Here is a 22,683-nt window from a genome sequence, read left to right on the forward strand (position 1 = left end):
TGACTTACTCTAGTCTTTCTCTGCGGCCCTGGTTGTGCCTGATCGCCCGCACCATCATCTCCAGCCGGTCAAACAGATCCTGCTCGGGGCGGTAGGCTGGCGTGAAGGCGTCCGGCCCCGGCCCCACCGCGGAGCTCGCGATGCTGGTCAGCTTATCCACCAGCGAATGTGGTGCGCGCACCTGGTGGTCGACGTTGCACATGCGCACCCATTCCGACGCACCGCGCTGCACGTGGACCTCGCGGCGACACTCGGCGCAGTGGACCAGGTGCACGCGCACGCGGTGGGCTGCCTTGCGCTCCATCTCGCCATCGACGAAGGCCACGACGGCCTCGGGGCCCAAGTGCCCGATGGTGTCCATGCGGCGCGCCCGCGCCTTAGCCTTGTCGCGGATCTTGCGGGCCCGCGCAATCCCAGCCGCGTCCGCCGAACCCGCCGAGCCGACAGCTCCGGCCGAGCCAGCCGAGCTCAGCGAAGAAAAGCGCGATACATGCGGGTGCACAGCTGTGGCCTCCTTTCAGCCCCGAAGTACTAGTCCTAACAACAGCCTAGGGAATTTTTCTAGGACTTGGTGGGAAGCAGGAGGCGAGCATCGGCATCGTTAGCCGCGGCGGACTCGATGGCCGCCCGCAGCTGGGACCGGCCGCGGTGGATGCGGGAGCGCACCGTGCCCATCTTGACGCCCAGGGTTTCGGCGATTTCGTCGTAGCTCATGCCCACGACGTCGCAGAGCACGACAACGACGCGGAACTCAGGGCTCAGCGAGTCCAGCGCGGCCTGCAGGGCCGGGTCCAGGTTGGCCACGGTGTAGGCCTGCTCGGGCGTCATGTCGTTGCCCGGCACGCGGTCGTAGTCCTCGGGCAGGGCCTCCATGCGGATCTTCGCGCGGTGGCGCACCATGTCCAGAAAAAGGTTGGTGGTAATTCGGTGCAGCCAGCCCTCGAAGGTGCCGGGCTGGTAGTTGTGCAGGGACCTAAACACGCGCATGAAGGTCTCTTGGGTCAGATCCTCCGCGTCGTGTTGGTTACCGGACAGGCGGTAGGCTAGGCGGTAGACGCTGTCGGCGTGCTCGGCCACCAGGTCGGCCCAGGACGGCATGGCTGCCTGCCCGGCATCGAAAGCAGCGGTGCTCACGGGGGCAGTGTTCGCCGAGGAAGAGTCTTTTGCCATAACAAGTATTGTGCTACATCTTTCTTCCAAACTCCAGACGGTGGGCTGTACATTTGCTGTTAACCGTTTTGCCACCCACGACTCGGGGCGTTATCCCCACCTAAGTGGGGCGTTATGCCTAGACTGAAGGCTGTGATTACTACGGCTTTTGACGCACTGCAATCCTATATTGGCTCGACTTCCGCGCCCTCGGAAGCGCTCGCGCACGCCCGCGACCACGCGCAGGAGTATTCCCTGCCGCTGCCGGACGAGTCGTTGGGCCAGCTGATTAGCACCCTCGCCGCCGCCTCCACGGGGCATGCGGCCACGCCGAAGGCCCAAGCAATTGTCATTTCGCCGGCCGCGGCGGTCGTCGGCCTCTACGTTTTGGAGGGCCTTTCCGAGTCGGGCTCGCTGACCTGTATCGACCCGGAGGCCGAGCACCAAGCCGCGGCCAAGGCCTCCTTCCGAGAGGCCGGCTACCCGCCGAGCCGCGTGCGCTACCTACCGTCCCGCCCGCTGGACGTGATGAGCCGCCTGGCCAGCGAGTCCTACCAGGTAATCTACGCCGACGTGCACAGCCTGGATCTGCCCGCGCTGGTCGATGCCGCCTGGCCCCTCCTGTCCCCGCACGGCACCCTGGTCCTGCCGAATGCCCTGCTGGACGGGACCCTGGGCGATAGCTCGCGTACGGATCGCGCCACCCAGTCCGCCCGCCAGGCCGACGCCGCCATCCGCGAGCTCGAGGGCGCCGTGGTCACCCGCCTGCCGCTGGGTGGCGGTGTCACGCTCGTAACGAAGCTCTAGACGCGCTGGTTCTTGCCGACGACGACCACGCCGCCGGCCGAAATTTGAAAGCGCTCGGCGTCGCGCTCGGGGTCGACGCCGACGATGGCGCCCTCGCCTACCTCGACGTTTTTGTCCAGGATGGCCCGGCGTACCACGGCCCCGCGGCCGACGCGCACACCCGGCAGCAGCACGGAGCCCTCGACGGTCGCGCCGTCGGCGACGTGCACGTCAGAAGCCAGCACCGAGTTGCGCACCGTGCCGCCGGAGATGATGCAGCCCGGGGCCACCATCGACGACTGCGCGATTCCGTTTTGCACGAACTTCGCCGGCGGGAAGTTGGAATCATCCGTCGAGTGGATGGGCCAGTGCCGGTTGTAGAGGTTGAAGATGGGGTGCACGGAGATGAGATCCATGTGCGCCTCGTAGAAGGAGTCGATGGTCCCCACATCGCGCCAGTAGCCGTGGTCGCGCTCGGTGGAGCCGGGCACCTGGTTGGACATGAAGTCGTAGACGTGGGCCTGGCCGCGCTCCACGAAGTACGGGATGATGTTGCCGCCCATGTCGTGCGCGGATTCGGAGTCGTCCTCGTCGGCCAAAAGGGCATCGATAAGTGCCTGGGCGGTGAAGACGTAGTTGCCCATGGAAGCATACGTCTGCGTCGGGTCGTCGGGGGTGGACGGCGGATCGGCCGGCTTCTCGACGAACTCGGTGATAGTGCCCATGCCGTCGGCCTGGATGCAGCCGAATGCGCTGGCCTCGGAGCGGGGCACGCGGATGCCGGCGACGGAGCAGTCCAGGCCGGTCGCGATGTGCTCGTCGACCATCTGAGCTGGGTCCATGCGGTAGACGTGGTCGGCGCCGAAGACGATGACATAGTCCGGCTTCTCGTCGTGGATGAGGTTCAGCGACTGGACGATGGCGTCGGCCGAGCCGTTGTACCAGCGCTTGCCGCGCCGCTGCTGGGCCGGCACGGAGGCGATGTATTGCGGCGTGGGCCCGGACAGGTTCCAGGCCTGGGAGATGTGGCGGTCGAGCGAGTGCGACTTGTACTGGGTCAGCACCGCGATTTTGAGGAAGCGGGCGTTGACTAGATTAGACAAGACGAAATCGATGAGACGGTAGGAACCGCCGAAGGGCACGGCGGGTTTGGCGCGGTCTTCCGTCAGCGGAAAGAGGCGTTTGCCCTCTCCGCCGGCAAGAACGATGGCAAGGACGTTAGGCTGGCTTCTCACGACCTCCAACCTATCCGCACGAAGGAAACTACGCAGCGGAAATTAGTACTATTTACCCCTTGTTTACCTTCGGTGCGCGCCGCGGCATTAATCATTATTCTGGGAGGGCATGAGAGCCGGAATCTTTTCCAAGGAATACCCTCCCGAGGTCTACGGGGGCGCCGGGGTCCACGTGGCCGAGCTGACTCGCTTCATGCGCGACATCATCGACGTCGACGTCCACTGCATGGGCGCCGACCGCGACGAGGCCGGTGTCTTTGCCCACGGCCCCGACAGCGCGCTGGCCGACGCCAACCCCGCCCTCAAGCCCCTGTCGACCGGCCTGCGGATGGCGCACGCGGCCGACAACCTGGACGTGGTGCACTCGCACACCTGGTATTCCGGCTTGGGCGGTCACCTGACGGGCCTACTCTACGGCATCCCGCACGTGGTAACGGCCCACTCCTTGGAGCCGCACCGCCCGTGGAAGCGCGAGCAGCTGGGCGGCGGCTACGGCATCTCCAGCTGGTCCGAGCGCAACGCAATGGAATCCGCCGACGCCGTCATCGCCGTCTCCGCCGGCATGAAGGAATCCATCCTGGACGCCTACCCCCGCATCGACGCGGACAAGGTGCACGTGGTGCTCAACGGCATTGATACGCAGCGCTGGCAGCCGCGCCACGGCGACTACCTGGCGCAGCTGGGCGTGGACAGCCAGCGGCCGGTGGTCGCCTTCGTGGGCCGGATTACCCGCCAGAAGGGCGTGGAGCACCTGCTACGCGCCGCCCGCTCCTTCGACCCGGACATCCAGCTGGTGCTGTGCGCCGGCGCCCCCGATACCCCCGAGATCGCCGCGCGCACCGAGGCCTTAGTCGACACGCTGCGCGCCGAGCGCGACGGGGTTTTCTGGGTCAAGGAGATGCTCAACCACGACCGTGTCCAGCAGGTCTACACCGGCGCGGATGTTTTCGTGTGCCCGTCCATCTACGAGCCCCTGGGAATAGTTAACCTCGAGGCCATGGCGTGCGGCACCGCAGTCGTGGCCTCCCGCGTGGGAGGCATTCCGGAAGTCGTGCGCGACGGGGTTACAGGTACGCTGGTGGCCTACGACGCTGACGACGCCGCCACCTTCGAGGTGGACATCGCCCAGGCAGTCAACGACCTTGCGGCAGACCCCGACCGCGCCCGCCAGTACGGCGAGGCCGGCCGGCAGCGCGCCGTGGAGGAGTTTTCCTGGGCGACAATCGCGCAGCACACGGTCGATATCTACCGCTCGCTGGTCTGAGTTTTAAGGAGTTTTTCTTGCCAATCCACATTCATCATCCCGAGCTTCACTTCGCTCCGGAAAGCGGGATCCTGGACGCTCCCGCCGGCGCGCTGCTGGACGGGACGACCTGGCACCTGTACTTCCAGTACCGCGCGCAGCCCGGGCAGGGCGCCCGGTGGGGTCACGTCTTCTCCGAGGAGATGCCCTTCGACTGGCTGGAGTGCGACGACGTGCTCGCCCCCGCCGGCGGCGAAATCACCCTGCGTGCCGGCGCTGTCGCGGCTGTCGATGCCGGTGTCAATCTCTACTTCACCTCCGTGACGTCGACGGGCAGCACCGTGGCTCTAGCCCAGGACAAGGACTTCGACCGCGTCTGCGAGGTCTCCGACGACCCGTCCACCCTGGACGCGGCCATCCAGCGGGTGGGCACCGTCGCCGCCGACACCACCGATTTCTCCCGCTTCCGCTCCCCCTGCGTCGTGCCAGGCTGGGCCGAAGCCGACCGCGACGAGGGGCACGCCGGCTGGATCATGCTGGCACTGACCGGCACCACGGAGACCCCGCAGCCGGTCATCCTCCACTCCGAGGACGGCACCTCCTGGACCTTTTCCGGCCCGCTGACCTTCGCGGGAGACACCGGACTGTCCGGCTGGAGCGCCGGCGGAGACTTGCCGCCGGTGGTCTCGCCGCGCATCATCCGCCTGCGCGACCAGGTCGACGACCACATCTACGACGTGCTGTTGGTGACCATCGAGCGCGGCGACCGGGAGGTCTCCGGCTACCTGGTCGGGCGCCTGGAGGGCACCGTGTTTACTGTGCGCACCGGCTTCCAACAGCTCGACTTCGGGCACGACTTCACCCGCCCGCGCACCACGAACTACATGCCGGGCACGGTCGACCAGCAGCAGCGCTTCGAGCAGTCGCGCCTGTTCGGCCTCATGAACGGCCAGGGCCGCGCTGACGATGCCACCACGCACCCCTCCTTCACCCAGGAAGGCTGGGCCAACGTGCTCTCCCTGCCGCGGCACATCACGCTGCAGGGCGGCAAGCTCTTCCAGACCCCGGCGGTGGGCCTGCCGGACGCGGTCGCCGAGTCCTCCCGGGCGCGCTCCTGGGTCGGCCTGCTCAACGTCCCGGCCGGCTCGCACCTGGCGGTGGAGCTACTGGACGCCGACGGGGATCCGGCCGCGGTCGTGACCCACTCCGGCGAGGAGCTCACCCTCAAGCGCTGCTCCAAGTTTCAGGATCTCTACGCCGACGACGCCCCCGCCACCGCCACCCTCGCCGAAGATGACTCTGACTCGCTGACCATCATCATCGACGGCTCTACCGTCGAGGTCTTCGCCGACGGCGGCCAGGTGGCCATGGCCTCGCGCGTCTACTTCACCGGCGGCTGCAGCGGCCTGCGCACCAGCGGCGACGCCGAAATCCTGCGCGAGTGGGAGCGCGCCGGCTCTTAGGAGAAACGGACCCGGCTTAGACCGCGCGCAGGCGGTCGAGGCGGGCGCGGGCGGTGACCGACAGCGTCGTCGGCAGGGCCGCCAGGCGCTCGTCGAGCTCGGCGGCGCTGATGTGTCGCGCCGAGGGGCTCATCCCGACCTGGTCGCGGATGGACTCCTTGTCGAGGGTGATGGGGAAAGAGATATCGACCGGGTCGGCGGCCTGCTCGAGGTAGCCGCTGGCCTGCTCGTACATGCGGTCAATCTTGCCTTCTTCCACGCCCAGGATGCCCAGCGGCTCGCGCAGCTCATCCAGGTGTCCCACCTCGGGAGTGAGCACGACGATCTGTCCGCCCGGGGCCAGAATGCGGCGGAATTCGGCGGGGTTGCGCGGCGCGAAAACCACGGAGATGGCGTGCACGCTGTTATCGCGCAGCGGCAAGCGCTCCCAGACGTCGGCGACCACGGCGCCGATCCGCGGGTGGGCCTTGGCCAGGTGCTTGGCCGCGTGCGGGGAGATGTCCAGGCCCACCCCGCGCGAACCCGCAATCGAGTCGAGCGTGTGCGCCAGATAGTAGCCGGTGCCGGCGCCGACCTCGAGGATGCTCGGGGCGACATCGTCAGCCACCGGCTCCACGACGTCCTGGATGCTGCCGGTCACGGCCTCGACGAAGGGGGCGAAATGGCCACGGGCCAGGTAGGTCTCGCGGGCGTTGACCATGTCCATGTTATCGCCCTGGTGCTTGAGCCCCGCCCCGGCCGCAAGCGTCACGTAGCCCTGTTTGGCCACGTCGTAGCTGTGGCCGGTCTCGGACACGAGGCGAGAAAACTCATCCGCGCCCGAAAGGGCACTTCCGTCGGCGGGATCCGCCAAAAGATCAATGATGTCGGAAAGCATAGACCTACTCTAGCTGGCGACTTCGGTCAGCAACGAACCGAGCTCCGCCGCCTCTTCCTTGGACAGCTCGATGACGATTCGCCCACCGCCGTCGGAGGGGATCCGCATGACAATCTTGCGCGATTCTTCCACCGCTTCCATCGCTCCGCCCGTGGTACGAGGTTTCATAGCTGCCATGGTTTCCACACTTTCTTTACAAAGGATTACTGCTTCTTCCCAGTCTATCCTTTATTCAGATCCGGGGTGGCGGCCCGGTACCGTTCCAGCTCGGCGGACAGCGCCGCGATCACGCGGTCAACTTGGTCCTGGCGGTAGCCGTGGCGGGCGACGTCGAACTCCAGGGCAGCGTAGTTGCCGGCGGCAAGGGCGGCATCGTTGTGCTGGTCCGCGGCCTGCGGGTTCGGCACGGCCTCCATGACGGGCCCGGGACCAATCAGCTTGCCCCACAGCCACGTGCCCACGACGACGAGGGCGCCCAGCACCACAATCAGCACGAGCCAAGAAATCATGGTTTGAGGATACCAGCAAGCGCCGGCCGTCCGGCCACCTCTGGGACGTCTGCGCCGGCGCGCGCCAGGATGGTCTGCGCCACGACCTCCGCCATGGGTGCCAGCTGCTCCAGCGGTTTGTTGCGGTGGCGCCGCGGGGCCAGCGGCACCTGCGCTATCGATGCCCTCCCGAAGGCCCGCCACGCATCAATCAGCAGGCCGGCTTCGACCCCGTAGTCGGAGACGAAGGGCAGCTGAAGCGCGGTTTCGCGGCGCAGGGCGTACTCCCCGCCCAGCGGCTGGTAGATATCGGTAAGCTCCGGAAAGAACAGGCGCAGCAGCGGCTTGGCGGCAAGCTCCGTGACCCTGCCGCCGCCGCTGGCCTGCCCGCCCAAGGTGCGCTCGTAATGGGCCTTGACCAGGTGGATCCCCGGGTCCTGAAAGGGGCTGGCCAGGGCGTTGACCATGCCGGGTTCGGCCGAGTCCAAGTCGGCGTCGACGAAGACCACGACGTCGCCGCTCGCCGCGGCGACCCCGCGCCACAGCGACTCGCCCTTGCCGGGCACCGGCGCAATGCTTCCGAGCACCTCGCGCCAGTTGACCACCGTCGCCCCCGCGCCCGCGGCCTCGGCGGCGGTGGCGTCGGTGGAGTCTGAGTCGATGACCAAGACCTCGTGCGGGCAATCGGCCAGGCAGGCGGTAACGACCCGGGCCACGGTGGCTTCCTCGTTGAGCGCCGGGATGACAACGGAGACTCTCACGCGAGCCCCCGCGTGGTGGCCAGCGGGGTGCACTGCCCGGCGATGGCCCCGGTCATCCGGATGACATCGACGGTCTCGGCGACCTCGTGCACGCGGAAGGCCGCCACCCCGCGGGCCGCGGCCCAGGCCGTGGCCGCCAGCGTCCCGGCGACGCGCTCCCCCACCCCGCGACCGACGGTCTCGCCCACGAAGTCCTTGTTCGACAGCGCCATGAGCACCGGCCAGCCGGTGCCCACGATCTCGTCGATGCGCCGCAGCAGCTCGAGCCCGTGGAAGGTGTTCTTGCCGAAGTCGTGCGTGGGGTCGATAAAAACCAGCTCCTCCGGGCAGCCTAAACCGGCGGCCTTCTCGGCCAGGGCGGTGGTCTCCGCGATGACGTCGGCGACCACGTCGTCGAAGTGCACGCGGTGCGGGCGAGTGCGCGGGGTGATCCCGCCGGTGTGCGAGCAGACGTAGCCGACGCGGTGCTGGCCGGCGACTTCGATGAGCTGCGGGTCGAAGCCCGCCCAGGTGTCGTTGACGAGTCGGGCGCCGGCAGCGATGGCGGCATCGGCTACCTCTGCGCGCCAGGTGTCTACGGACACGACGACGTCCGGGTAGCGCTCGGCGATGGCCGCGATGGTGGGCACGACGCGGTCGATCTCCTCGGCGGCATCCACCTGCGTGCCGGGCCCGGCTTTGACGCCGCCGACATCGACTATCGATGCCCCCTCCGCAACGACCTGCCCGCAGCGCGCCAGGGCGCGGTCCAGCTCGAAGGTGCTGCCCTTGTCGTAGAAAGAATCCGGGGTGCGGTTAATAATCGCCATGACCTGGGCGATAGCGTGGTGTGGCATGGGGCTAGAGATCGCGGATGCGCCCGTCGGTCATGATGGCGTGCGCGCTGACGATGTGCTCGACGGCCTCGTCCACCGAGTCCGTAACCAGGAAGAGGTCCAGATCGGTCTCGTTGATGTAGCCGTCGGCGACCAGGCGCTTTTTCATCCACTCCACCAGGCCGGACCAGTACTCGGTGTCGAGCAGGACAATCGGGTAGTTGGTCACCTTGCCGGTCTGGACCATGCAGGCTACCTCGAAGAACTCGTCCATGGTGCCCATCCCGCCCGGCAGGCAGACGAAAGCCTGGGAGTACTTCAGGAACATGGTCTTGCGGGCGAAGAAATAGCGGAAGTTCAGGCCCAAGTCGACGTACTGGTTCAGTCCCTGCTCGAAGGGCAGCTCGATGCCTAAGCCGATGGACATGCCGCCGGCCCCGTGCGCGCCCCGGTTGGCGGCCTCCATGATACCGGGCCCGCCGCCGGTAATGACGGCGTAGTCCGCGCCGACCAGCTTGTTGCCCAGCTCGACGGCCTGCGCGTAGGAGGGAGCATCCTCCGGCGTGCGCGCCGAGCCGAAGACGGTCACGGCCTTAGGCAGCTTCGACAGGGCGTCAAAGCCGGCCACGAACTCGCCCTGGATGCGCAGCACGCGCCACGGGTCGGCGTGCTGCCACTCGTGATCCGCGCCCGACTGCAGCAGGCGCTGGTCGTAGGTCGACTCCTGCTCGCCCTCGGTGCGCAGAAGCAGCGGCCCGCGCAGGGTGCGGTGGTAGCCCTCAGAAAGGTGCTTCTGATTGTTTTTCTGCGGTGCCATCGGCAACGGCTCCCCTTCTTGGTTTTTAAGAGTTTGCTTTAAAAGTTCGTGGTGGTCAGGTACTGGCGCAGGACGCCGGCGACCTCGGTTATCTGGTCGACCGGGCACTGCTCGTCCGGCTTGTGTGCGAAGCCGGGATCCCCGCAACCGAAGTTCACGGCCGGGGTGCCCATCTCGGAGAAGCGGGCCACGTCGGTCCAGCCGTACTTGGCGCGGACCTGGCCGCCGACGGCATCGATAAGCGCGGCGGCCGCGGGCTGGCCCAGGCCGGGCAGCGCGGGCTCGGCGACGTCATCGACCTCGATGTCGATGTTCTCGTGCTCGCCGAGGACCTCGCGCAGGTGGGCCATGGCCTCCTCGGAGCTGCGATCGGGCGCGAAGCGGTAGTTGACGAACAGCCACGCCTCGTCCGGGATGGTGTTGGTCGCCACGCCGGCATCCAAGTGCACGATGTTGATGCCTTCCTTATAAACGCAGCCGTCGATTTCGACGTCGCGGGGCTGGTAGGCGGCGATGTTATTGATGACCGGGGCCAGGGTGTGGGCGGCATTGGAGCCGAGCCAGGCGCGGGCCGAGTGCGCGCGGGTACCGCGGGCGGTGACCCGCAGGCGGATGCTGCCCTGGCAGCCGGCCTCGATCATCCCGCCGGAGGGCTCGCCCAGCAGCGCCAAGTCCCCGGCCAGCCACTCCGGGTTGTCGCGCTGGATGTGCCCCAGCCCGTTGTACTCGGTGGCGACCTCCTCGCCCTCGTAGGCGATGAGGGTGAGGTCGTGGGCCAAGGAGGCATCGTTAGCCAGAGTCGCGAAAGCGTTCAGGTAAACGCCCAGGCCGGACTTCATGTCAACCGTGCCGCAGCCGAACATCGTCTCGCCTTCCATATGGTGCGGCACGTTGTCGGCCAGCGGGACCGTGTCCACGTGCCCGGCCAGCACGACGCGGGAGTCCAGCCCGCGGTGGGTGCGGGCGCAGACGGTGTTGCCGAAGCGGGCTACCTCCACCTCCTCAATTGTCCGGAGGGCGGCCTCAATCGCGTCGGCGATGGCCTCCTCGTGGTGGGAGGGGCTGGGGATGTCCACCAGCTGCTTGGTCAGCTCGATCGGACAAGTCAGCAGATCTAGAGAATTCGGCTTCGGGGTACTCACAACCGGCCATGCTACCGCTTAAGGCGGGGGTGGCGGGCGTGACCTTGGTGACGAACGTGTAAACTCCCAGCAAACACTCGCTGTATTGCAGCGGGATCGACATATCGCATATCTGGGTTGGAGAATTCAATGGCAACGGAGAAACCTCATCGGCTGAAAACCCGCCACCTGACTATGATGGGCCTGGGCTCTGCCATCGGCGCCGGACTGTTTCTGGGCGTGGGCGTGGGCATCCACATCGCCGGCACGTCCATTCTCATTGCCTATGCCATCGCGGGCGCCTTGATCGCCCTGATCATGCGAATGCTGGGGGAAATGGCCTCCGCCCGCCCGTCGCTGGGTTCCTTTTCGACCTACGCCGGCCAGGCCTTCGGCAACTGGGCGCGGTTTACCTGCGGCTGGCTGTACTGGTTCATGCTGGTGATGGTCATGGGCGCCGAGATCACCGGCGCGGCGGCCATCATCGGCGGCTGGTTCGGCGTCGAGCCGTGGATCCCGGCGCTCATCGCCGTGCTGATTTTCGCCGTGATCAACTTCGCCTCCGTGCGCGGCTTCGGCGAGTTCGAATTCTGGTTCGCCGTCATCAAGGTCGCGGTGATCGTCGCCTTCCTCGTGCTCGGTGTGCTGATGGTTACCGGCCTGTGGCCGGGTACTACCTTCGTCGCCACGGAGAACTTCACCGATAACTTCCTGCCCAACGGCATCCCCGGCTTCGCCGCCGGCCTGCTGGCGGTCGCCTTCGCCTTCGGCGGCATCGAGCTGGTGACTATCGCCGCCGCGGAGTCCGAGGATCCCGCGCACAACGTCTCCACCGCCGTGCGCGCCATCATCTTCCGCATTATCGTTTTCTACCTGGGCTCGGTCGCCGTCATCGCGCTACTGCTGCCCTTCGATCTGATCCAGGACGCCGACGACGCCTCCCAGTCCCCCTTCGCCCTCGTGATGGGCACGGCCAACCTGCCGGCCGTGGCCGGCTTCATGGAGCTGGTCATCGTCGTGGCGCTGCTGTCGGCGTTCAACGCCCAGATTTATGCGACCTCCCGCCTGGTCTTCGACATGGCCCGCGACGGCAACGCCCACCACGCCTTCCTGTTCACGAACGCCCAGGGCTCGCCGCGCAACGCCGTCGTACTGTCCATGATTTTCGCCTTCGCCTCCGTCGGCCTGCAGTACTGGAACCCTCCGGGGCTGCTGACCTTCCTGTTCAACGCCGTGGGCGGGTGCCTGCTGGTCATCTGGATCCTGGTGGTCTGCTCCTACCTGAAGCTGCACCCGGAGATGAAGGCCAACGGCGAGCTAACCCAGTTGCGCACGCCCGGCTTCCCGTATGTGCCGTGGATCGTGCTGGCCGCCTTGGGGGCGCTGATTGTCCTGATGCTCTTCGACCCGGCCGCCCGCGCCCAGATCGGCGCCGTCGTGGCGATGTCCGCCATCCTCATCGTGCTGTCCTTCGCGCTGCCGACCGGCGCGCGCAGCCAGGTGGGGCGCAACAAACGCTAATTAGCTAAACTGGCTCAACGTGCGTCTAAACAACTGAATACGTGGCATACTCCCATCGATTTTTTCACGAGGCATTTTCACACTATGACTTCAGCATCCGCCCGCGGACTCGCGACCATCACCCACGACGGCACGGTCTTGGACGTCTGGTTCCCAGCCGTCCACACCGACCAGCCGGTGGAGCAGTCCGGCACCACCCAGCTGGATGAGGTCCCCCAGCAGTTCGCTGAGCTGGTAGGCCCCGACGAGGAGCGCGGCGTCGCCCGCGTGGCGGTGGCCACCGGCATCGCCTCCCTTGACGATGCCCCCATCGACACCTACGACGCTTACCTGCGCCTGCACCTGCTGTCCCACCGCGTGGTCCGCCCGCACGAGCTGAACATGGACGGCATCTTCGGCCACCTGGCCAACGTCGTGTGGACCAACTACGGCCCCTGCGCCGTCTCCGACTTCCAGATGGTACGCGGCCGCCTGGCCTCCCGCGGCCCGGTCACCGTGTACTCCGTGGACAAGTTCCCCCGCATGGTCGACTACGTCATCCCCTCCGGCGTGCGCATTGGCGATGCCGACCGCGTCCGGTTGGGTGCCCACCTGGCGGAGGGCACCACCGTCATGCACGAGGGCTTCGTCAACTTCAACGCCGGCACCCTGGGTGCGTCCATGGTCGAGGGCCGCATTTCCGCCGGCGTGCTGGTCGGCGACGGCTCCGACATCGGCGGCGGCGCCTCCATCATGGGCACGCTGTCCGGCGGCGGCAAGGAGGTCATCTCCTTGGGCGAGCGCTGCCTGCTCGGCGCCAATTCCGGCGTCGGCATCTCGCTGGGCGACGACTGCGTGGTCGAGGCCGGTCTTTATGTCACCGCGGGCACCCGCGTGACCGTCTACGACAAGGTGGCCGAGGCCGCCGGCGTCGAGCCGGGCGAGCAGGTCAAGGCCGCGCAGCTGTCGGGAGCTTCCGGTGTGCTGCTGCGCCGCCACTCCGTGACCGGAGCGGTGGAAGCCACCGAGTGGAAGGCCGCGGCCGTGGCCCTCAACTCCGACCTCCACAAGAATTAAAAAGCGGCACTGCGGACCCCTTCGGGGGTCCTTTCTTATGCGCGCCTTACACTTGAGGAGTGTCTACTGCTGAACCAACTCCCACCGCCCCCCTCGGCCGCGGCCTGAAGGTCCGCCACCTGACCATGATGGGGCTGGGCTCCACCATCGGTGCCGGGCTCTTCCTGGGCACCGGCGTGGCCATCGCCGCCGCCGGCCCAGCGGTCCTCGTCGCCTATATCATCGCCGGCACGCTGGCCATCCTCGTGATGCAGATGCTCGGCGAGATGGGCACCGTCATCCCCGCCTCCGGCTCGTTTTCCGAGTACGCCGAGCACGGCATCGGACGCTGGGCAGGCTTCACGCAGGGTTGGATCTACTGGCTGGCCACCGTGGCGGTGCTGGGCGCCGAAATTACCGGCGCCGCCGCCTTCATTGGCGCGTGGCTGGCCGTGCCGCCGTGGATTCCCGCGGCCGTGTGCGTGGCCATCTTCGGCGTGATTAACCTTCTGCACGTGCGCTTCTTCGGCGAGTTCGAGTACTGGTTCGCCGCCATCAAGGTCGTCGTCATCGTCGCCTTCCTGCTGCTGGGCCTGGCGCTCATCTTCGGCTTGTTGCCCGGCCACACCTTCGTGGGCACCGAGATCTTCTTGGGCGACGGCTTCATGCCCAACGGCCTGTCCGGCGTGGCCACCGGCCTGTTGGCGGTCGCCTTCGCCTTCGGCGGCATTGAGGTCGTAGCCATCGCCTCCGCCGAGTCGGAGGACCCGAAGCGTTCCCTGGTCAACGCCGTGCGCTCGACCATCCTGCGGATCTCGGTCTTCTACCTGGGTTCCGTGCTGGTGATTACCTTCCTGCTGCCCTACTCCTCGCTGGGCGATTCCGACACCGCCGCCGCCTCGCCTTTTACCCGCGTGCTCGAACACGCCGGCATCCCGTTTGCGGCCGGCCTCATGGAGGTCATCATCGTGCTGGCGTTGCTGTCGGCCTTCAACGCGCAGATCTACGCTTCCTCCCGCATGATGCACTCCCTGGCCACCCGCCGCGAGGCCCCGCGTATCTTCGCCCACACCAACGCCCACGGCGTACCGCTGCCGGCGATCGGGCTGTCCGTGGCGCTGGCCGCCGTCATGGTTGTGCTCAACTACGCCGATACCGGCTGGCTGCTGACCTTCATGCTCAACTCCGCGGGCGCGTCCCTGCTTATCGTGTGGACCTTCATCGCGGTGGCGCAGCTACGCCTGCGCCACCAGCTCGAGGCCCGCTACGAGCTGCCCATCCGCATGTGGGCCTACCCCTACCTGACGTGGCTGACGCTGATTGCGCTGGCCGGTATCGCCGTGCTCATGCTCAGCGATGCCTCCTCCCGCATCCAGCTCTCCTCCGCCGCCGCCATGTTCGCGGTGCTAGCCGTCGCTGGCTTCATCAACTCGAAGGTCCGCGGCATCTCCCCGACCTCGACGTTGGACCTGCCGTAGCGGGTCAGCTGGCTGGGCGCTCACCGTACGTTGCGCCGGCGTGTCTTCCACCTGTTCCATTAGCGACGACTCCATTGCATCCGAGGCCTCTTGCGCCGGATTCAATTGCTCCGGCGCCCCTTGCACCGGATTCAGTTCCGCCAGATTCGACTGCTCCGGCAAGAATGAACCCTTCGCGGTCACCGGCGGGGATTTTCTGAGCGCGGGCCCCGCGCCCGTGACCGCGAAGGGCGCATTGGGCGGTTTGAGTCCCTTCGCCGAAGCTCACCCTCGCGGCCTACCCGCTGGGTAGCAATGTCACCACCTAGGATGGTCACATTACAGGTCGCGCCCGCCAGAAGCCGGCGTGGGCAAACTATTTTTGCCGTTTTCCGGCCTTTTCTGCCCTCTCCCCTAGCAATGCTGTTCGCTGCCTAGCTTTAGGTACATGGCGATGTGGACGACTGCGCGGCTGCGGAAGGAGGGCATCGGCAAGCGCCGGATTCGAACGCTGCTGGCCGAGGGCCGACTTTTTCGCATCCACCGCGGGGTCTACACGGACCAGCAGCCGAACACTCGCGAGGTCGCGGCGTGCCTGCTCGCGGCGTATCCGCACGCGGTGCTGGCCGGGCGCAGCGCCATCGAGGTGCATTGCGGGCTGCCGCTGACTTTCCCGTTGACACTAGAGGGACCGCGGACCATTGTGGGCGAGAATTTCCGCGTCGTGCATTCGCGGATGCGCTCGGCGGAGGTGGTTGACAGGTTGCGGGTGGTGGAGCCGCTGTGGGCTGCGCGGCGCTGCCCGGAACGCAGCCACCCGATGCTGGAAGCGCACTACCACGGCAAAAACGGGCGGGCCCAGCTGGCTAAGGACAGGCGCCGGATGGGGCGAATACCAAGGGGCTTGCGGGCGTGCCTGCGCGAGTGCGCTATCGGCACGGATTCGCTCCGTGAGCGAGAACTCGCGCGCGAGATGCGCAAACAGGGAATTTACCCAATCCATAATTCGGCCGTGGCCGGCTACCGCTTCGACCTTGGAGCTGCGGCGGTGGAAGATTCTCATCGAGGTCGACGGGTATACTTACCATAGCCAGCACCGCAACTTTATCCTCGACCGCATGAAGTCCAACGCAGGCCAGAACCACGGGTACCTGGTGCTGAGGTTTACCGGCGACTGCATTCGCTTCAATCTCCCCAGCGTAATCAACCAGATTCGCGACGCGATTCGGCGCCGCACGCGAGGGCATCCCGGGCAAATGACCTATGTGAGCCGCGAACCGGCATGGAAATGGCACTGGAATCTCTAAGCTTTGCCAGGTAGCCCGGGATTCTCTACGCTAAGTCACGAAGATGGGCAAGTCACGCCGCCGGCACGGTACTGATGGGTAGTCCCGTCTACCTCACGTTCCGTTCTTGCCGGCGGGAGTGGCACGAGCTGAGAAAGGACTACCTGGCATGTCGATCGCCGATCACATCGCGAATCACACCTTTGAGCAGGTCGAGGCGTGCACCGAGGACGAGTACCAGCGGGAAATGGTCTACAAGTCCTTCGCCGTGGGGTATTCCACGATGGTCTTCAGCCTGTACACCGTCGGCGCAATCTTCGCCTGGCTCCTAGACGGGCAGCTCTCCCAGGTCTCCGTAGTGGTGGTTTTGCCCTACGCCCTCGCTGAGGTGATCAGCACCCAATGGATGACCAAGCACATACCCCGCCCGAAGCCCGCCACCCCTCGTCTTCTTCCCACCGCGCTAGTCGCTCTACCAGCTGCAATCATGATGGCGGGCATGTTTTACAACACCTACCAGGCAGGCAAACTGGATACGGCTAGCGGCATCATCGTCGGTGGCGTCTTGGGATTTCTCGGCGGGCTGGTTTTCACCCCTCTTATCATCAACCTCCTCCGCGCACGCGACCTGAGGCGTTTGGACGCCTCCTTCGATGACTAGACAGCAGCTGGCTGGCTCGCCGGAGGGATAGGCCATGCCTGAACCCTTCGCGGTCACCAGCACGGCGAAAATGCGCTCCTAGGCTCTGCCCGTGAGCGCGAAGGGCGCGCGGGGCCGGCGAAGAGCCGAAAACAAGCGCTAGGCGGGCTCCTGCTCGTGGACGACGCGCGGCCCCTCGGGCCGTGAGCGGAAGGTCCAGAGCTTGTTGATGATGAAGTTGACCGGCATGGCGAGGATGACGGAAATCATGTTGGCCCAGTAGGACATGGTGCGCAGGCCGGTGGAATCATCAAAGATCTCGCGCGGCAGGCCGATTGGCGTGGTGGGGTTCATCAGCAGGACCATGAAAATCTGCGAGACGATGAGCGCGCCCAGCCCGGTGAGCAGGAAAGGGAAGAAACCGCGCAGCCAGGACACGCTGCTGACTGATTTGAAGGTCCACATGCGGTTGAGCTGGTAGTTCCACGTGTTGGCCACGAGAAAGGCGATCACCATGAACACGTTGTACCAGCGCACGTTGAATTCGGTGCCTAGAATCGGGAACCAGACGTCGGTTTCGTGGACGTGGAAGAAGCCCTCGGCGATCTTCTTGCATAGCACGAAGACGGCAAAGTTAACCAGCGCGCCCGAGCCGCCCACCATGCCGAACTTGATGAACTGCCGGAGGTTGGCCGCCATGCGCGCGATGCTCTGCTCACTCATGAACTACCTTTTCAGGCCTGCGGATAACAACAATAACTACTCGAGAATACTCCGCCACTACTGCGGGAGTGAAAACCGGCGCTGCGTGCCTTGCAACGGATCGGTAAAACTAAGGCTGGTGTGCCAGAGCTTCAGCCGCCGGGAAAAATCGTAAAGCTGCAGGCCACGGTCGGTTGGGTAGGTGTCGTCGCCGGCGATCGGCGCGCCCAAATGATTCAGCAACACCCGCAGCTGGTGCGTGTGCCCGGTCTCCGGCCACAGGTCGGCCACCCGCCCGTGCGCGCGGACTCGGGTGCGGGTGGTGGTGCCGGCGGCATCGACGGTTACGCGGCGCTGGCCGGGCTCTTTGCGCATGGGCAGGGTGATGAGTGCGTCGACATATAGCGGGGCGCTAAGCTCCGCGCGGTAGTGTTTGCGCACGCGGCGCCGGGCGAAAAGTTGCTGGTAGGCGCCGCGGGTAGCGCGCCTGCGGGAGCAGACCACCAGCCCCGCGGTCAGCCGGTCCAGCCGGTGGATGGGCACAATCTCGTCTTCGCCGAATTCCAGGCGGAGACGGGTCTGGACGGTGTTGCGGACAATGCGCCCGTTGCTCGTCGTCGGCAGAAAATGCGGCTTGTCCACCACGATGAGGTCCTCGTCGGCAAAGAGGACGCGGTGGTAGAACGGGATCTCCTCTTCCTCAGCCACGACGGGGTGAAACCACGCGGGAACGGGCCGCGGCAGCGGCTGGCTGGGGCGGAGTTTCTCGCCTTCGGCGAAGGGGGAATCGCCGGCGCGGGCGGCCCAGTACTCCCCTTCCGAAGGAACGTGGCCGCGCAAGACGGTCTTTTGCGGGGAGATGCCCTCCCGGCAGCCGATGGGTGGCACTAGCGCCCCAGGCGCTCCACCGCGGCGGCGATCCCCGCGTCGGTGCCGTTAAGCCCCATGCGTATGTACTGCTTGCCGGCCGCGCCGTAGAAGTCGCCGGGCGCGACCAGGATGCCGCGCTCGGCCAACCAATCGACGGTCGCGCGGCAGTCCTCGCCGCGAGTTGCCCACACGTAGAGGCCGCCGTCGGAGTGGTCGATGCTAAATCCCGCGGCCGTCAGCGCCTTCATCAGCGCCACGCGCCGGCGGGCGTAGAGCTGGCGCTGGAGCTGCTCGGAGGCGTCGTCGTCGAGCGCGGCGACCATCGCGGACTGGATGGGGCCGGGCACGATGAGGCCGGCGTGCTTGCGCACCGCCAGCAGCTCCTGGACGAGGTCGCGGTCGCCTGCGATGAACGCCGCGCGGTAGGACGCGAGGTTGGCGGTCTTGGACAGCGAGTGCATGGCCAGCAGACCGGTGTGGTCGCCGGCGCACACCCGCGGGTCCAGGATGGACACCGGCGGGTTGTCGTCGTTCCAGCCCAGGCCGAGGTAGCACTCGTCGGAGGCAACGATGGCATCGTTAGCGCGGGCCCAGGCGACGACCTCGCGGAGGTGCTCGACGGACGCGACTTGCCCGGTCGGGTTGGCGGGATAGTTGAGGTAGACCAGCGAGGCGTCACCGAAGTCGGCGGTCTCGTCGGCGCGGATGGCCTCGGCACCCGCGAGCCGGGCCCCCACCTCATAAGTCGGGTACGCCAGGCTGGGGATAACAATCCGGTGCCCGCTAAGCCCCAGCAGGGTGGGCAGCCACGCGATGGCCTCCTTGGAACCGATAACCGGCAGTACCGACTTCGTGTCCAGGCCGGTGACGTGGTAGCGCCGCTCCATTGCGCTCACGATGGCCTGCTGCAGCTCCGGCGAGCCGGCGGTGGCGGGGTAGCCTGGCTCCGCGGCCGTCGATGTCAAACCCAGCTGCACCCCCGGCGAGACCGGGTCCACGGGGGTCCCTACGGACAGGTTGATCATTCCGTCCGGGTGCGCGGCGGCCTTGGCCTTGGCCTCAGCCAGCGAGTCCCAGGGAAAGTCCGGTAGCTTTTCCCCCAGCGGGGTGCGGTTCATGGTGCTTCTACTCCTGATTCTGTGGCGGCAACGCGGCGATCATCGGCGCGTCGAAGTCCTGCGGTCCCAAGGCGGCGGCCCCGCCCGGGGAGCCCAGATCGTCGAAGAAGGCGGCATTGGCGTCGTTGTAGTCGAGCCACTCGTCCGGCACGTCGTCCTCGTAGAAGATGGCTTCCACCGGGCAGGCGGGCTCGCAGGCGCCGCAGTCCACGCACTCGTCGGGGTGGATGTAGAGGGAACGCTTGCCTTCATAGATGCAGTCAACCGGGCACTCCTCGACGCAGGACCGGTCCATCACGTCAACACAAGGTTGGGCGATTGTATAAGTCATGGGTGAAAATTATCTCCTGATCCAGTTTTTAGGCCGTTAATTAGTATGTCACTTCGTCTTGACAAAGCGCCAGACACCGCCCACGATGCCCGCGAAAAGCAGGCACACGGTGCGAATATTATTGGCTAGTAGCTGATCCCCAGTTACTTCAACACCAAACAAAAATATCGCGAAGAGCAGGATCCACACAACCAAAGGCAGCAGCACCACCAGGGTGTTCGAGCTCCACAGGCGCGCCGTTGTGGTCAGCACGTGGTTGAACAGGAACGCCACCACAATTGTTACCGGGAACGGCACGGGCCCCAGCCACACGTTGAGGTAGACAACCTCCAGCAGGCAGGACAGCGCCGCCCCGACGCAGAGCCAGGCTAGCCCGCCTGCGGCCTCGGCGCGCGTGAAGTCGGTGCGGATGACCGCTTGCTCGCCACTCATGAATCCAGCTCCCCCAGCAGCCCGCGGATTCCCTCGCCGAGCGGCGACGGACCCTGGGCCAGCTGGTAGGACTCGGTGCGCGGCAGCGGCATCAGCAGGCGGTTGGACAGGGCGTAGCCGGTGGGCACCTCGGCCGGGTTGGCCGCCTGCACCCAGGCGGGTTCCGGGTTGGTCTCGGTGACGGTGCCGTCGCCGAGCCAGATCTGGGTCGCGTGCGCCGCCATCGCGCGGCGCTTGGCCTGGTAGGCGGCCGGGATGAGCCGGACCTTGAGGTCGGCGCCGGCGTTGGTGAAGTTCTCCAAGTACTCGGCACTGGGCAGCTGCCAGCCCTCCGGCGGGTGCAGGGTCTCCAGGGCGCCCAGCGTCAGCTCGCGCTCGTAGATGGCCCACCACACCCGGGGAACGGCCCAGCCGGCCTGTTTGAGGGCCTGGTGGGTGGCCTGGTGCACCGCGATGTGGTCGGGGTGGCCGTAGCCGCCGTCGGGCCCGTAGGTGAGGACGGCATTGGGGCACAGCTTGTCGATGAGCTGGGCGATGGACTGGGCCGCCTCCGGCACGCGGTTGACCAGGGCCCGCGGGTTAGCGTGGGCGGCTGATCCTGCCATCCCGGAGTCGCGGAACTGACCGGGCCCGCCCAGCAGCACGGAGCGCGCACCCAGGTGGCCCACGGCGGCGTCTAGCTCCCCGATGCGGAATCCGCCCAGCTGGTCGGCCTCGTCCACCACCAGGTGCTGGTATTTATCCCCGATGACCTCGCCCTCTTCGCCCAGCGTGGCCGTTGCGACGGTCACCTGGGCCCCGCGCCCGCTCAGGCCGGCGATGGTGCCTCCGGTAAAGAGCGTCTCATCGTCCGGATGCGCGTGCGTGACCAGCACGCGGTAGCCCGCAAGATCCAGGTTATTCTTCGTCACGTTCTCCTTCTTTCCAGGTTGGGGCGGATTCCAGCGACCACTCGGCGGGCCTCCCCGCAGGGCCAGCGATGCCCCGGCCCACGGCGTGCACTCGGGTCTCGTCCACAATCGGCACGTAGAGGGTCTGGGCCGCGTTCAGGGCGCGCACCTGCTCGAGGGCCTGTTCGCCCGAGTATTCGCCTCCGAGGATACGCCCCAGCTGCGCCGCGGCGTCCTCCGGACAATAGCCGGACAGGTCGCCAACGGCTCTGTTCTCGGGGCCCGGGCAGACGAAATAATCCGCGAAGTCCGCCGGCTGCAGGCTCAGATCGTGCCAGGCCAGGACGGCATCGGCGCGCTCGTTGGGCAGCAGCGTGGAGGCGATAACGGACATCTTCTCCCCGACCACCTCGGCGGGTATTCCCTGGCTGGTCAGCACGTCCACGAGGGCGTTCGCCGCGTTCGTGGCGGGCACGTCGGACGGGTCCGCGGCCAGCCGGATGGGCCGGTTCTCGGCGAGCTCGCGCAGCGGGGTGAGATCCGCGCCCGCGCCGACCGGGTTGCGGGCCACGGAAAGGTCGGCGCTGCGGCCGGTGGCCAGGCGCGCCAGCTGATCAGTGTCGACGAGGCTGGCTAGGGCACGGCGGGCTGGGGTATCGGCAAGCGTGCGGGTGGACAGCTGGAGGCGAAGCTGTCGCAGCCCGCCCTGGGTCTGGGCATCGACGCCGGGAACCAGGGACAGCGACTCCATGGTGGTCTGCTCCGGGCGGATGTCGGTGAAGCCGACCTGCCCGGTGCGCAGCATGTTGACGGCCTGCTGAGACGAGCGCATGTAGTGCAGCTCGACCACGTCCAGCTGGGCCGGCTCCGCGCCCCAGTATCGGTCGTTGCGGTTCAAGGTGATCATCCCGCGGGCGTTGTCCACGGAGGCGACCAGGAAGCGCCCGGCCGAGGCCGGAATGTCGTTGGCCAGGGCCGCGCTAAAGGAGGCGTCGCCCTCCTCCAGCAGATGGGCCGGAAGGAGGTGTTGGAACAGCGCGCGCCAGTCCGCCACGCGGGTGGACAAGTCCACGGTGACGATCTTGCCGCCGTCGGAGCTATGGACCGCGCTAATTGCCTGGTAGGCGGCTGGGGACTTGACCCCCGGGGTGCTGCGCATCTTCTCCCACAGGTAGCTGAAGTCGGCCGAGGTCAGCGGGGTGCCGTCGGACCATTGGGCGGCCGAGGAAATCTCGTAGCGCAGGCGCTGAGCCACACCCTCCGGGGGCTCGACTTCCTCGGCGGAATCCACCACGTCGGTATCGAGCCGATCGCCGTGGAAAACAGACGGCAGCACGAGGTCGGCGATGTCTTCGACGACTTGCTGGTTGTCGGCGAGCAGGTGCGGGTTGAGCCCGGCCTGCAGCGGGTCGACGCCGACGGCCACCCGGGAGCGCTCGGTCGGCTCGGGCGGCGGGGTGGTCGTGGTCGACGTGGCCGAGGGCTCCGACGGCGCCTCCTCCACCACCGGCGGCGGGCCCGGGTTCGCCGCGCAGGCGCTTACGACCCCGCTGCCCAGCAGGCCGGCGCTTAGCAGCGCTATCGCGCCGCGAAACGGCTTTGTCACCGGTGCACCTGCCTTCTGGAAAAGAAATAACCCCCGCCCC

26 protein-coding genes are annotated in these 22,683 nt (G+C 66.8%); 9 read left to right on the plus strand and 17 right to left on the minus strand.

Going from position 1 to position 22,683, the window contains the following annotated elements; genetic code table 11:
- Positions 1-4: 4 nt before the first annotated feature.
- A complete protein-coding gene (locus QQS52_RS00875) occupies positions 5-412 on the minus strand; it encodes a zf-HC2 domain-containing protein (protein ID WP_472772270.1) in 408 nt (135 codons plus the stop codon).
- A gap of 149 nt (positions 413-561) precedes the next feature.
- On the minus strand, positions 562-1,170 hold the full coding sequence (gene sigE / locus QQS52_RS00880) for an RNA polymerase sigma factor SigE (RefSeq protein ID WP_472772146.1): 609 nt from the start codon (positions 1,168-1,170) through the stop codon (positions 562-564).
- A 114-nt stretch (positions 1,171-1,284) separates the two neighbouring features.
- Between sigE and QQS52_RS00885 the strand changes: the two genes are divergently transcribed.
- Positions 1,285-1,956, plus strand: coding sequence for an O-methyltransferase (locus QQS52_RS00885; RefSeq protein ID WP_472772147.1), 672 nt, complete (start codon positions 1,285-1,287; stop codon positions 1,954-1,956).
- Here the strand turns inward: QQS52_RS00885 and glgC are convergent.
- On the minus strand, positions 1,953-3,170 hold the full coding sequence (glgC, locus tag QQS52_RS00890) for a glucose-1-phosphate adenylyltransferase (protein WP_472772148.1): 1,218 nt from the start codon (positions 3,168-3,170) through the stop codon (positions 1,953-1,955). The genes QQS52_RS00885 and glgC overlap by 4 nt on opposite strands.
- A gap of 109 nt (positions 3,171-3,279) precedes the next feature.
- Here glgC and glgA point away from each other — a divergent pair, with 109 nt between their 5' ends.
- Both glgA and QQS52_RS00900 read left to right on the plus strand, forming a co-directional pair.
- Positions 3,280-4,434 carry a glycogen synthase gene (gene glgA / locus QQS52_RS00895; protein ID WP_472772149.1) on the plus strand — a complete coding sequence of 385 codons (1,155 nt, stop codon included), beginning with the start codon at positions 3,280-3,282 and terminating at the stop codon, positions 4,432-4,434.
- Positions 4,435-4,457: 23 nt separating this feature from the next.
- Entirely contained in the window at positions 4,458-5,876 is a 1,419-nt protein-coding gene (locus tag QQS52_RS00900) for a GH32 C-terminal domain-containing protein (RefSeq protein ID WP_472772271.1), read from the plus strand.
- 16 nt (positions 5,877-5,892) lie between these two features.
- Here QQS52_RS00900 and QQS52_RS00905 read toward each other — a convergent pair whose 3' ends face one another.
- Genes QQS52_RS00905 through dapE form a run of 7 tightly spaced genes read right to left on the minus strand, consistent with a single transcriptional unit; the run spans position 5,893 to position 10,776 of the window.
- On the minus strand, positions 5,893-6,753 hold the full coding sequence (locus QQS52_RS00905) for a methyltransferase domain-containing protein (protein WP_472772150.1): 861 nt from the start codon (positions 6,751-6,753) through the stop codon (positions 5,893-5,895).
- 9 nt (positions 6,754-6,762) lie between these two features.
- Positions 6,763-6,930 (minus strand): DUF3117 domain-containing protein, encoded by a 168-nt coding sequence (locus QQS52_RS00910; RefSeq protein WP_070769414.1) that lies wholly within the window; start codon positions 6,928-6,930, stop codon positions 6,763-6,765.
- 44 nt (positions 6,931-6,974) lie between these two features.
- Positions 6,975-7,262, minus strand: a complete 288-nt coding sequence (locus QQS52_RS00915) for a cell division protein DivIVA (protein WP_296203090.1) — start codon at positions 7,260-7,262, stop codon at positions 6,975-6,977.
- Positions 7,259-8,002, minus strand: coding sequence for a glucosyl-3-phosphoglycerate synthase (locus QQS52_RS00920; RefSeq protein WP_472772151.1), 744 nt, complete (start codon positions 8,000-8,002; stop codon positions 7,259-7,261). The genes QQS52_RS00915 and QQS52_RS00920 overlap by 4 nt, the downstream gene beginning before the upstream one ends.
- Positions 7,999-8,811, minus strand: coding sequence for a dihydropteroate synthase (gene folP, locus QQS52_RS00925; protein WP_472772272.1), 813 nt, complete (start codon positions 8,809-8,811; stop codon positions 7,999-8,001). Before folP ends, QQS52_RS00920 begins: the two co-directional genes overlap by 4 nt.
- A 31-nt stretch (positions 8,812-8,842) precedes the next feature.
- Positions 8,843-9,634 carry an LOG family protein gene (locus tag QQS52_RS00930; protein ID WP_472772152.1) on the minus strand — a complete coding sequence of 264 codons (792 nt, stop codon included), beginning with the start codon at positions 9,632-9,634 and terminating at the stop codon, positions 8,843-8,845.
- Between the two features lie 38 nt (positions 9,635-9,672).
- On the minus strand, positions 9,673-10,776 hold the full coding sequence (gene dapE / locus QQS52_RS00935) for a succinyl-diaminopimelate desuccinylase (protein WP_472772153.1): 1,104 nt from the start codon (positions 10,774-10,776) through the stop codon (positions 9,673-9,675).
- A gap of 129 nt (positions 10,777-10,905) precedes the next feature.
- Here dapE and QQS52_RS00940 point away from each other — a divergent pair, with 129 nt between their 5' ends.
- From QQS52_RS00940 to QQS52_RS00965, 6 genes are all read left to right on the plus strand, one after another.
- Complete coding sequence (locus QQS52_RS00940) at positions 10,906-12,276, plus strand: amino acid permease (protein WP_070769419.1); 1,371 nt, start codon at positions 10,906-10,908, stop codon at positions 12,274-12,276.
- A gap of 84 nt (positions 12,277-12,360) precedes the next feature.
- Positions 12,361-13,332, plus strand: a complete 972-nt coding sequence (gene dapD, locus QQS52_RS00945; RefSeq protein WP_472772154.1) for a 2,3,4,5-tetrahydropyridine-2,6-dicarboxylate N-succinyltransferase — start codon at positions 12,361-12,363, stop codon at positions 13,330-13,332.
- Positions 13,333-13,457: 125 nt separating this feature from the next.
- On the plus strand, positions 13,458-14,789 hold the full coding sequence (locus tag QQS52_RS00950) for an amino acid permease (protein WP_472772273.1): 1,332 nt from the start codon (positions 13,458-13,460) through the stop codon (positions 14,787-14,789).
- A gap of 433 nt (positions 14,790-15,222) precedes the next feature.
- On the plus strand, positions 15,223-15,858 hold the full coding sequence (locus tag QQS52_RS00955; protein WP_472772155.1) for a hypothetical protein: 636 nt from the start codon (positions 15,223-15,225) through the stop codon (positions 15,856-15,858).
- Entirely contained in the window at positions 15,803-16,075 is a 273-nt protein-coding gene (locus QQS52_RS00960) for a DUF559 domain-containing protein (RefSeq protein WP_472772156.1), read from the plus strand. Before QQS52_RS00955 ends, QQS52_RS00960 begins: the two co-directional genes overlap by 56 nt.
- A 148-nt stretch (positions 16,076-16,223) precedes the next feature.
- Entirely contained in the window at positions 16,224-16,715 is a 492-nt protein-coding gene (locus tag QQS52_RS00965) for a hypothetical protein (protein WP_472772157.1), read from the plus strand.
- 138 nt (positions 16,716-16,853) lie between these two features.
- Here the strand turns inward: QQS52_RS00965 and QQS52_RS00970 are convergent, their stop codons facing one another.
- The 7 genes from QQS52_RS00970 to QQS52_RS01000 are packed head-to-tail and all read right to left on the minus strand — an operon-like array spanning position 16,854 to position 22,643.
- On the minus strand, positions 16,854-17,417 hold the full coding sequence (locus tag QQS52_RS00970; RefSeq protein ID WP_472772158.1) for a GtrA family protein: 564 nt from the start codon (positions 17,415-17,417) through the stop codon (positions 16,854-16,856).
- Positions 17,418-17,474: 57 nt separating this feature from the next.
- A complete protein-coding gene (locus QQS52_RS00975) occupies positions 17,475-18,284 on the minus strand; it encodes a pseudouridine synthase (RefSeq protein ID WP_472772159.1) in 810 nt (269 codons plus the stop codon).
- Positions 18,284-19,384, minus strand: a complete 1,101-nt coding sequence (gene dapC, locus QQS52_RS00980; protein ID WP_472772160.1) for a succinyldiaminopimelate transaminase — start codon at positions 19,382-19,384, stop codon at positions 18,284-18,286. The genes QQS52_RS00975 and dapC overlap by 1 nt, the downstream gene beginning before the upstream one ends.
- 7 nt (positions 19,385-19,391) lie before the next feature.
- Positions 19,392-19,715 (minus strand): ferredoxin, encoded by a 324-nt coding sequence (fdxA, locus tag QQS52_RS00985; RefSeq protein ID WP_070769427.1) that lies wholly within the window; start codon positions 19,713-19,715, stop codon positions 19,392-19,394.
- A 48-nt stretch (positions 19,716-19,763) separates the two neighbouring features.
- Positions 19,764-20,147, minus strand: coding sequence for a hypothetical protein (locus tag QQS52_RS00990; protein ID WP_472772161.1), 384 nt, complete (start codon positions 20,145-20,147; stop codon positions 19,764-19,766).
- On the minus strand, positions 20,144-21,058 hold the full coding sequence (gene mshB / locus QQS52_RS00995) for an N-acetyl-1-D-myo-inositol-2-amino-2-deoxy-alpha-D-glucopyranoside deacetylase (protein WP_472772162.1): 915 nt from the start codon (positions 21,056-21,058) through the stop codon (positions 20,144-20,146). The genes QQS52_RS00990 and mshB overlap by 4 nt, the downstream gene beginning before the upstream one ends.
- On the minus strand, positions 21,045-22,643 hold the full coding sequence (locus tag QQS52_RS01000; protein WP_472772163.1) for an ABC transporter family substrate-binding protein: 1,599 nt from the start codon (positions 22,641-22,643) through the stop codon (positions 21,045-21,047). The genes mshB and QQS52_RS01000 overlap by 14 nt, the downstream gene beginning before the upstream one ends.
- Positions 22,644-22,683 lie beyond the last annotated feature (40 nt).

The sequence above is a fragment of the Corynebacterium sp. 1103A genome (genome assembly GCF_055700955.1).

What these genes read in the sequence shown, in the direction of transcription:
- sigE (WP_472772146.1), bottom strand. Translation starts at nt 1,170, where the DNA reads ATGGCAAAAGACTCTTCCTCGGCGAACACTGCCCCCGTGAGCACCGCT.
- QQS52_RS00885 (WP_472772147.1), top strand. Translation starts at nt 1,285, where the DNA reads ATGCCTAGACTGAAGGCTGTGATTACTACGGCTTTTGACGCACTGCAA.
- glgA (WP_472772149.1), top strand. Translation starts at nt 3,280, where the DNA reads ATGAGAGCCGGAATCTTTTCCAAGGAATACCCTCCCGAGGTCTACGGG.
- QQS52_RS00905 (WP_472772150.1), bottom strand. Translation starts at nt 6,753, where the DNA reads ATGCTTTCCGACATCATTGATCTTTTGGCGGATCCCGCCGACGGAAGT.
- QQS52_RS00910 (WP_070769414.1), bottom strand. Translation starts at nt 6,930, where the DNA reads ATGGCAGCTATGAAACCTCGTACCACGGGCGGAGCGATGGAAGCGGTG.
- QQS52_RS00915 (WP_296203090.1), bottom strand. Translation starts at nt 7,262, where the DNA reads ATGATTTCTTGGCTCGTGCTGATTGTGGTGCTGGGCGCCCTCGTCGTC.
- folP (WP_472772272.1), bottom strand. Translation starts at nt 8,811, where the DNA reads ATGGCGATTATTAACCGCACCCCGGATTCTTTCTACGACAAGGGCAGC.
- QQS52_RS00930 (WP_472772152.1), bottom strand. Translation starts at nt 9,634, where the DNA reads ATGGCACCGCAGAAAAACAATCAGAAGCACCTTTCTGAGGGCTACCAC.
- QQS52_RS00940 (WP_070769419.1), top strand. Translation starts at nt 10,906, where the DNA reads ATGGCAACGGAGAAACCTCATCGGCTGAAAACCCGCCACCTGACTATG.
- dapD (WP_472772154.1), top strand. Translation starts at nt 12,361, where the DNA reads ATGACTTCAGCATCCGCCCGCGGACTCGCGACCATCACCCACGACGGC.
- QQS52_RS00950 (WP_472772273.1), top strand. Translation starts at nt 13,458, where the DNA reads ATGATGGGGCTGGGCTCCACCATCGGTGCCGGGCTCTTCCTGGGCACC.
- QQS52_RS00955 (WP_472772155.1), top strand. Translation starts at nt 15,223, where the DNA reads ATGTGGACGACTGCGCGGCTGCGGAAGGAGGGCATCGGCAAGCGCCGG.
- QQS52_RS00965 (WP_472772157.1), top strand. Translation starts at nt 16,224, where the DNA reads ATGTCGATCGCCGATCACATCGCGAATCACACCTTTGAGCAGGTCGAG.
- QQS52_RS00970 (WP_472772158.1), bottom strand. Translation starts at nt 17,417, where the DNA reads ATGAGTGAGCAGAGCATCGCGCGCATGGCGGCCAACCTCCGGCAGTTC.
- dapC (WP_472772160.1), bottom strand. Translation starts at nt 19,384, where the DNA reads ATGAACCGCACCCCGCTGGGGGAAAAGCTACCGGACTTTCCCTGGGAC.
- fdxA (WP_070769427.1), bottom strand. Translation starts at nt 19,715, where the DNA reads ATGACTTATACAATCGCCCAACCTTGTGTTGACGTGATGGACCGGTCC.
- QQS52_RS00990 (WP_472772161.1), bottom strand. Translation starts at nt 20,147, where the DNA reads ATGAGTGGCGAGCAAGCGGTCATCCGCACCGACTTCACGCGCGCCGAG.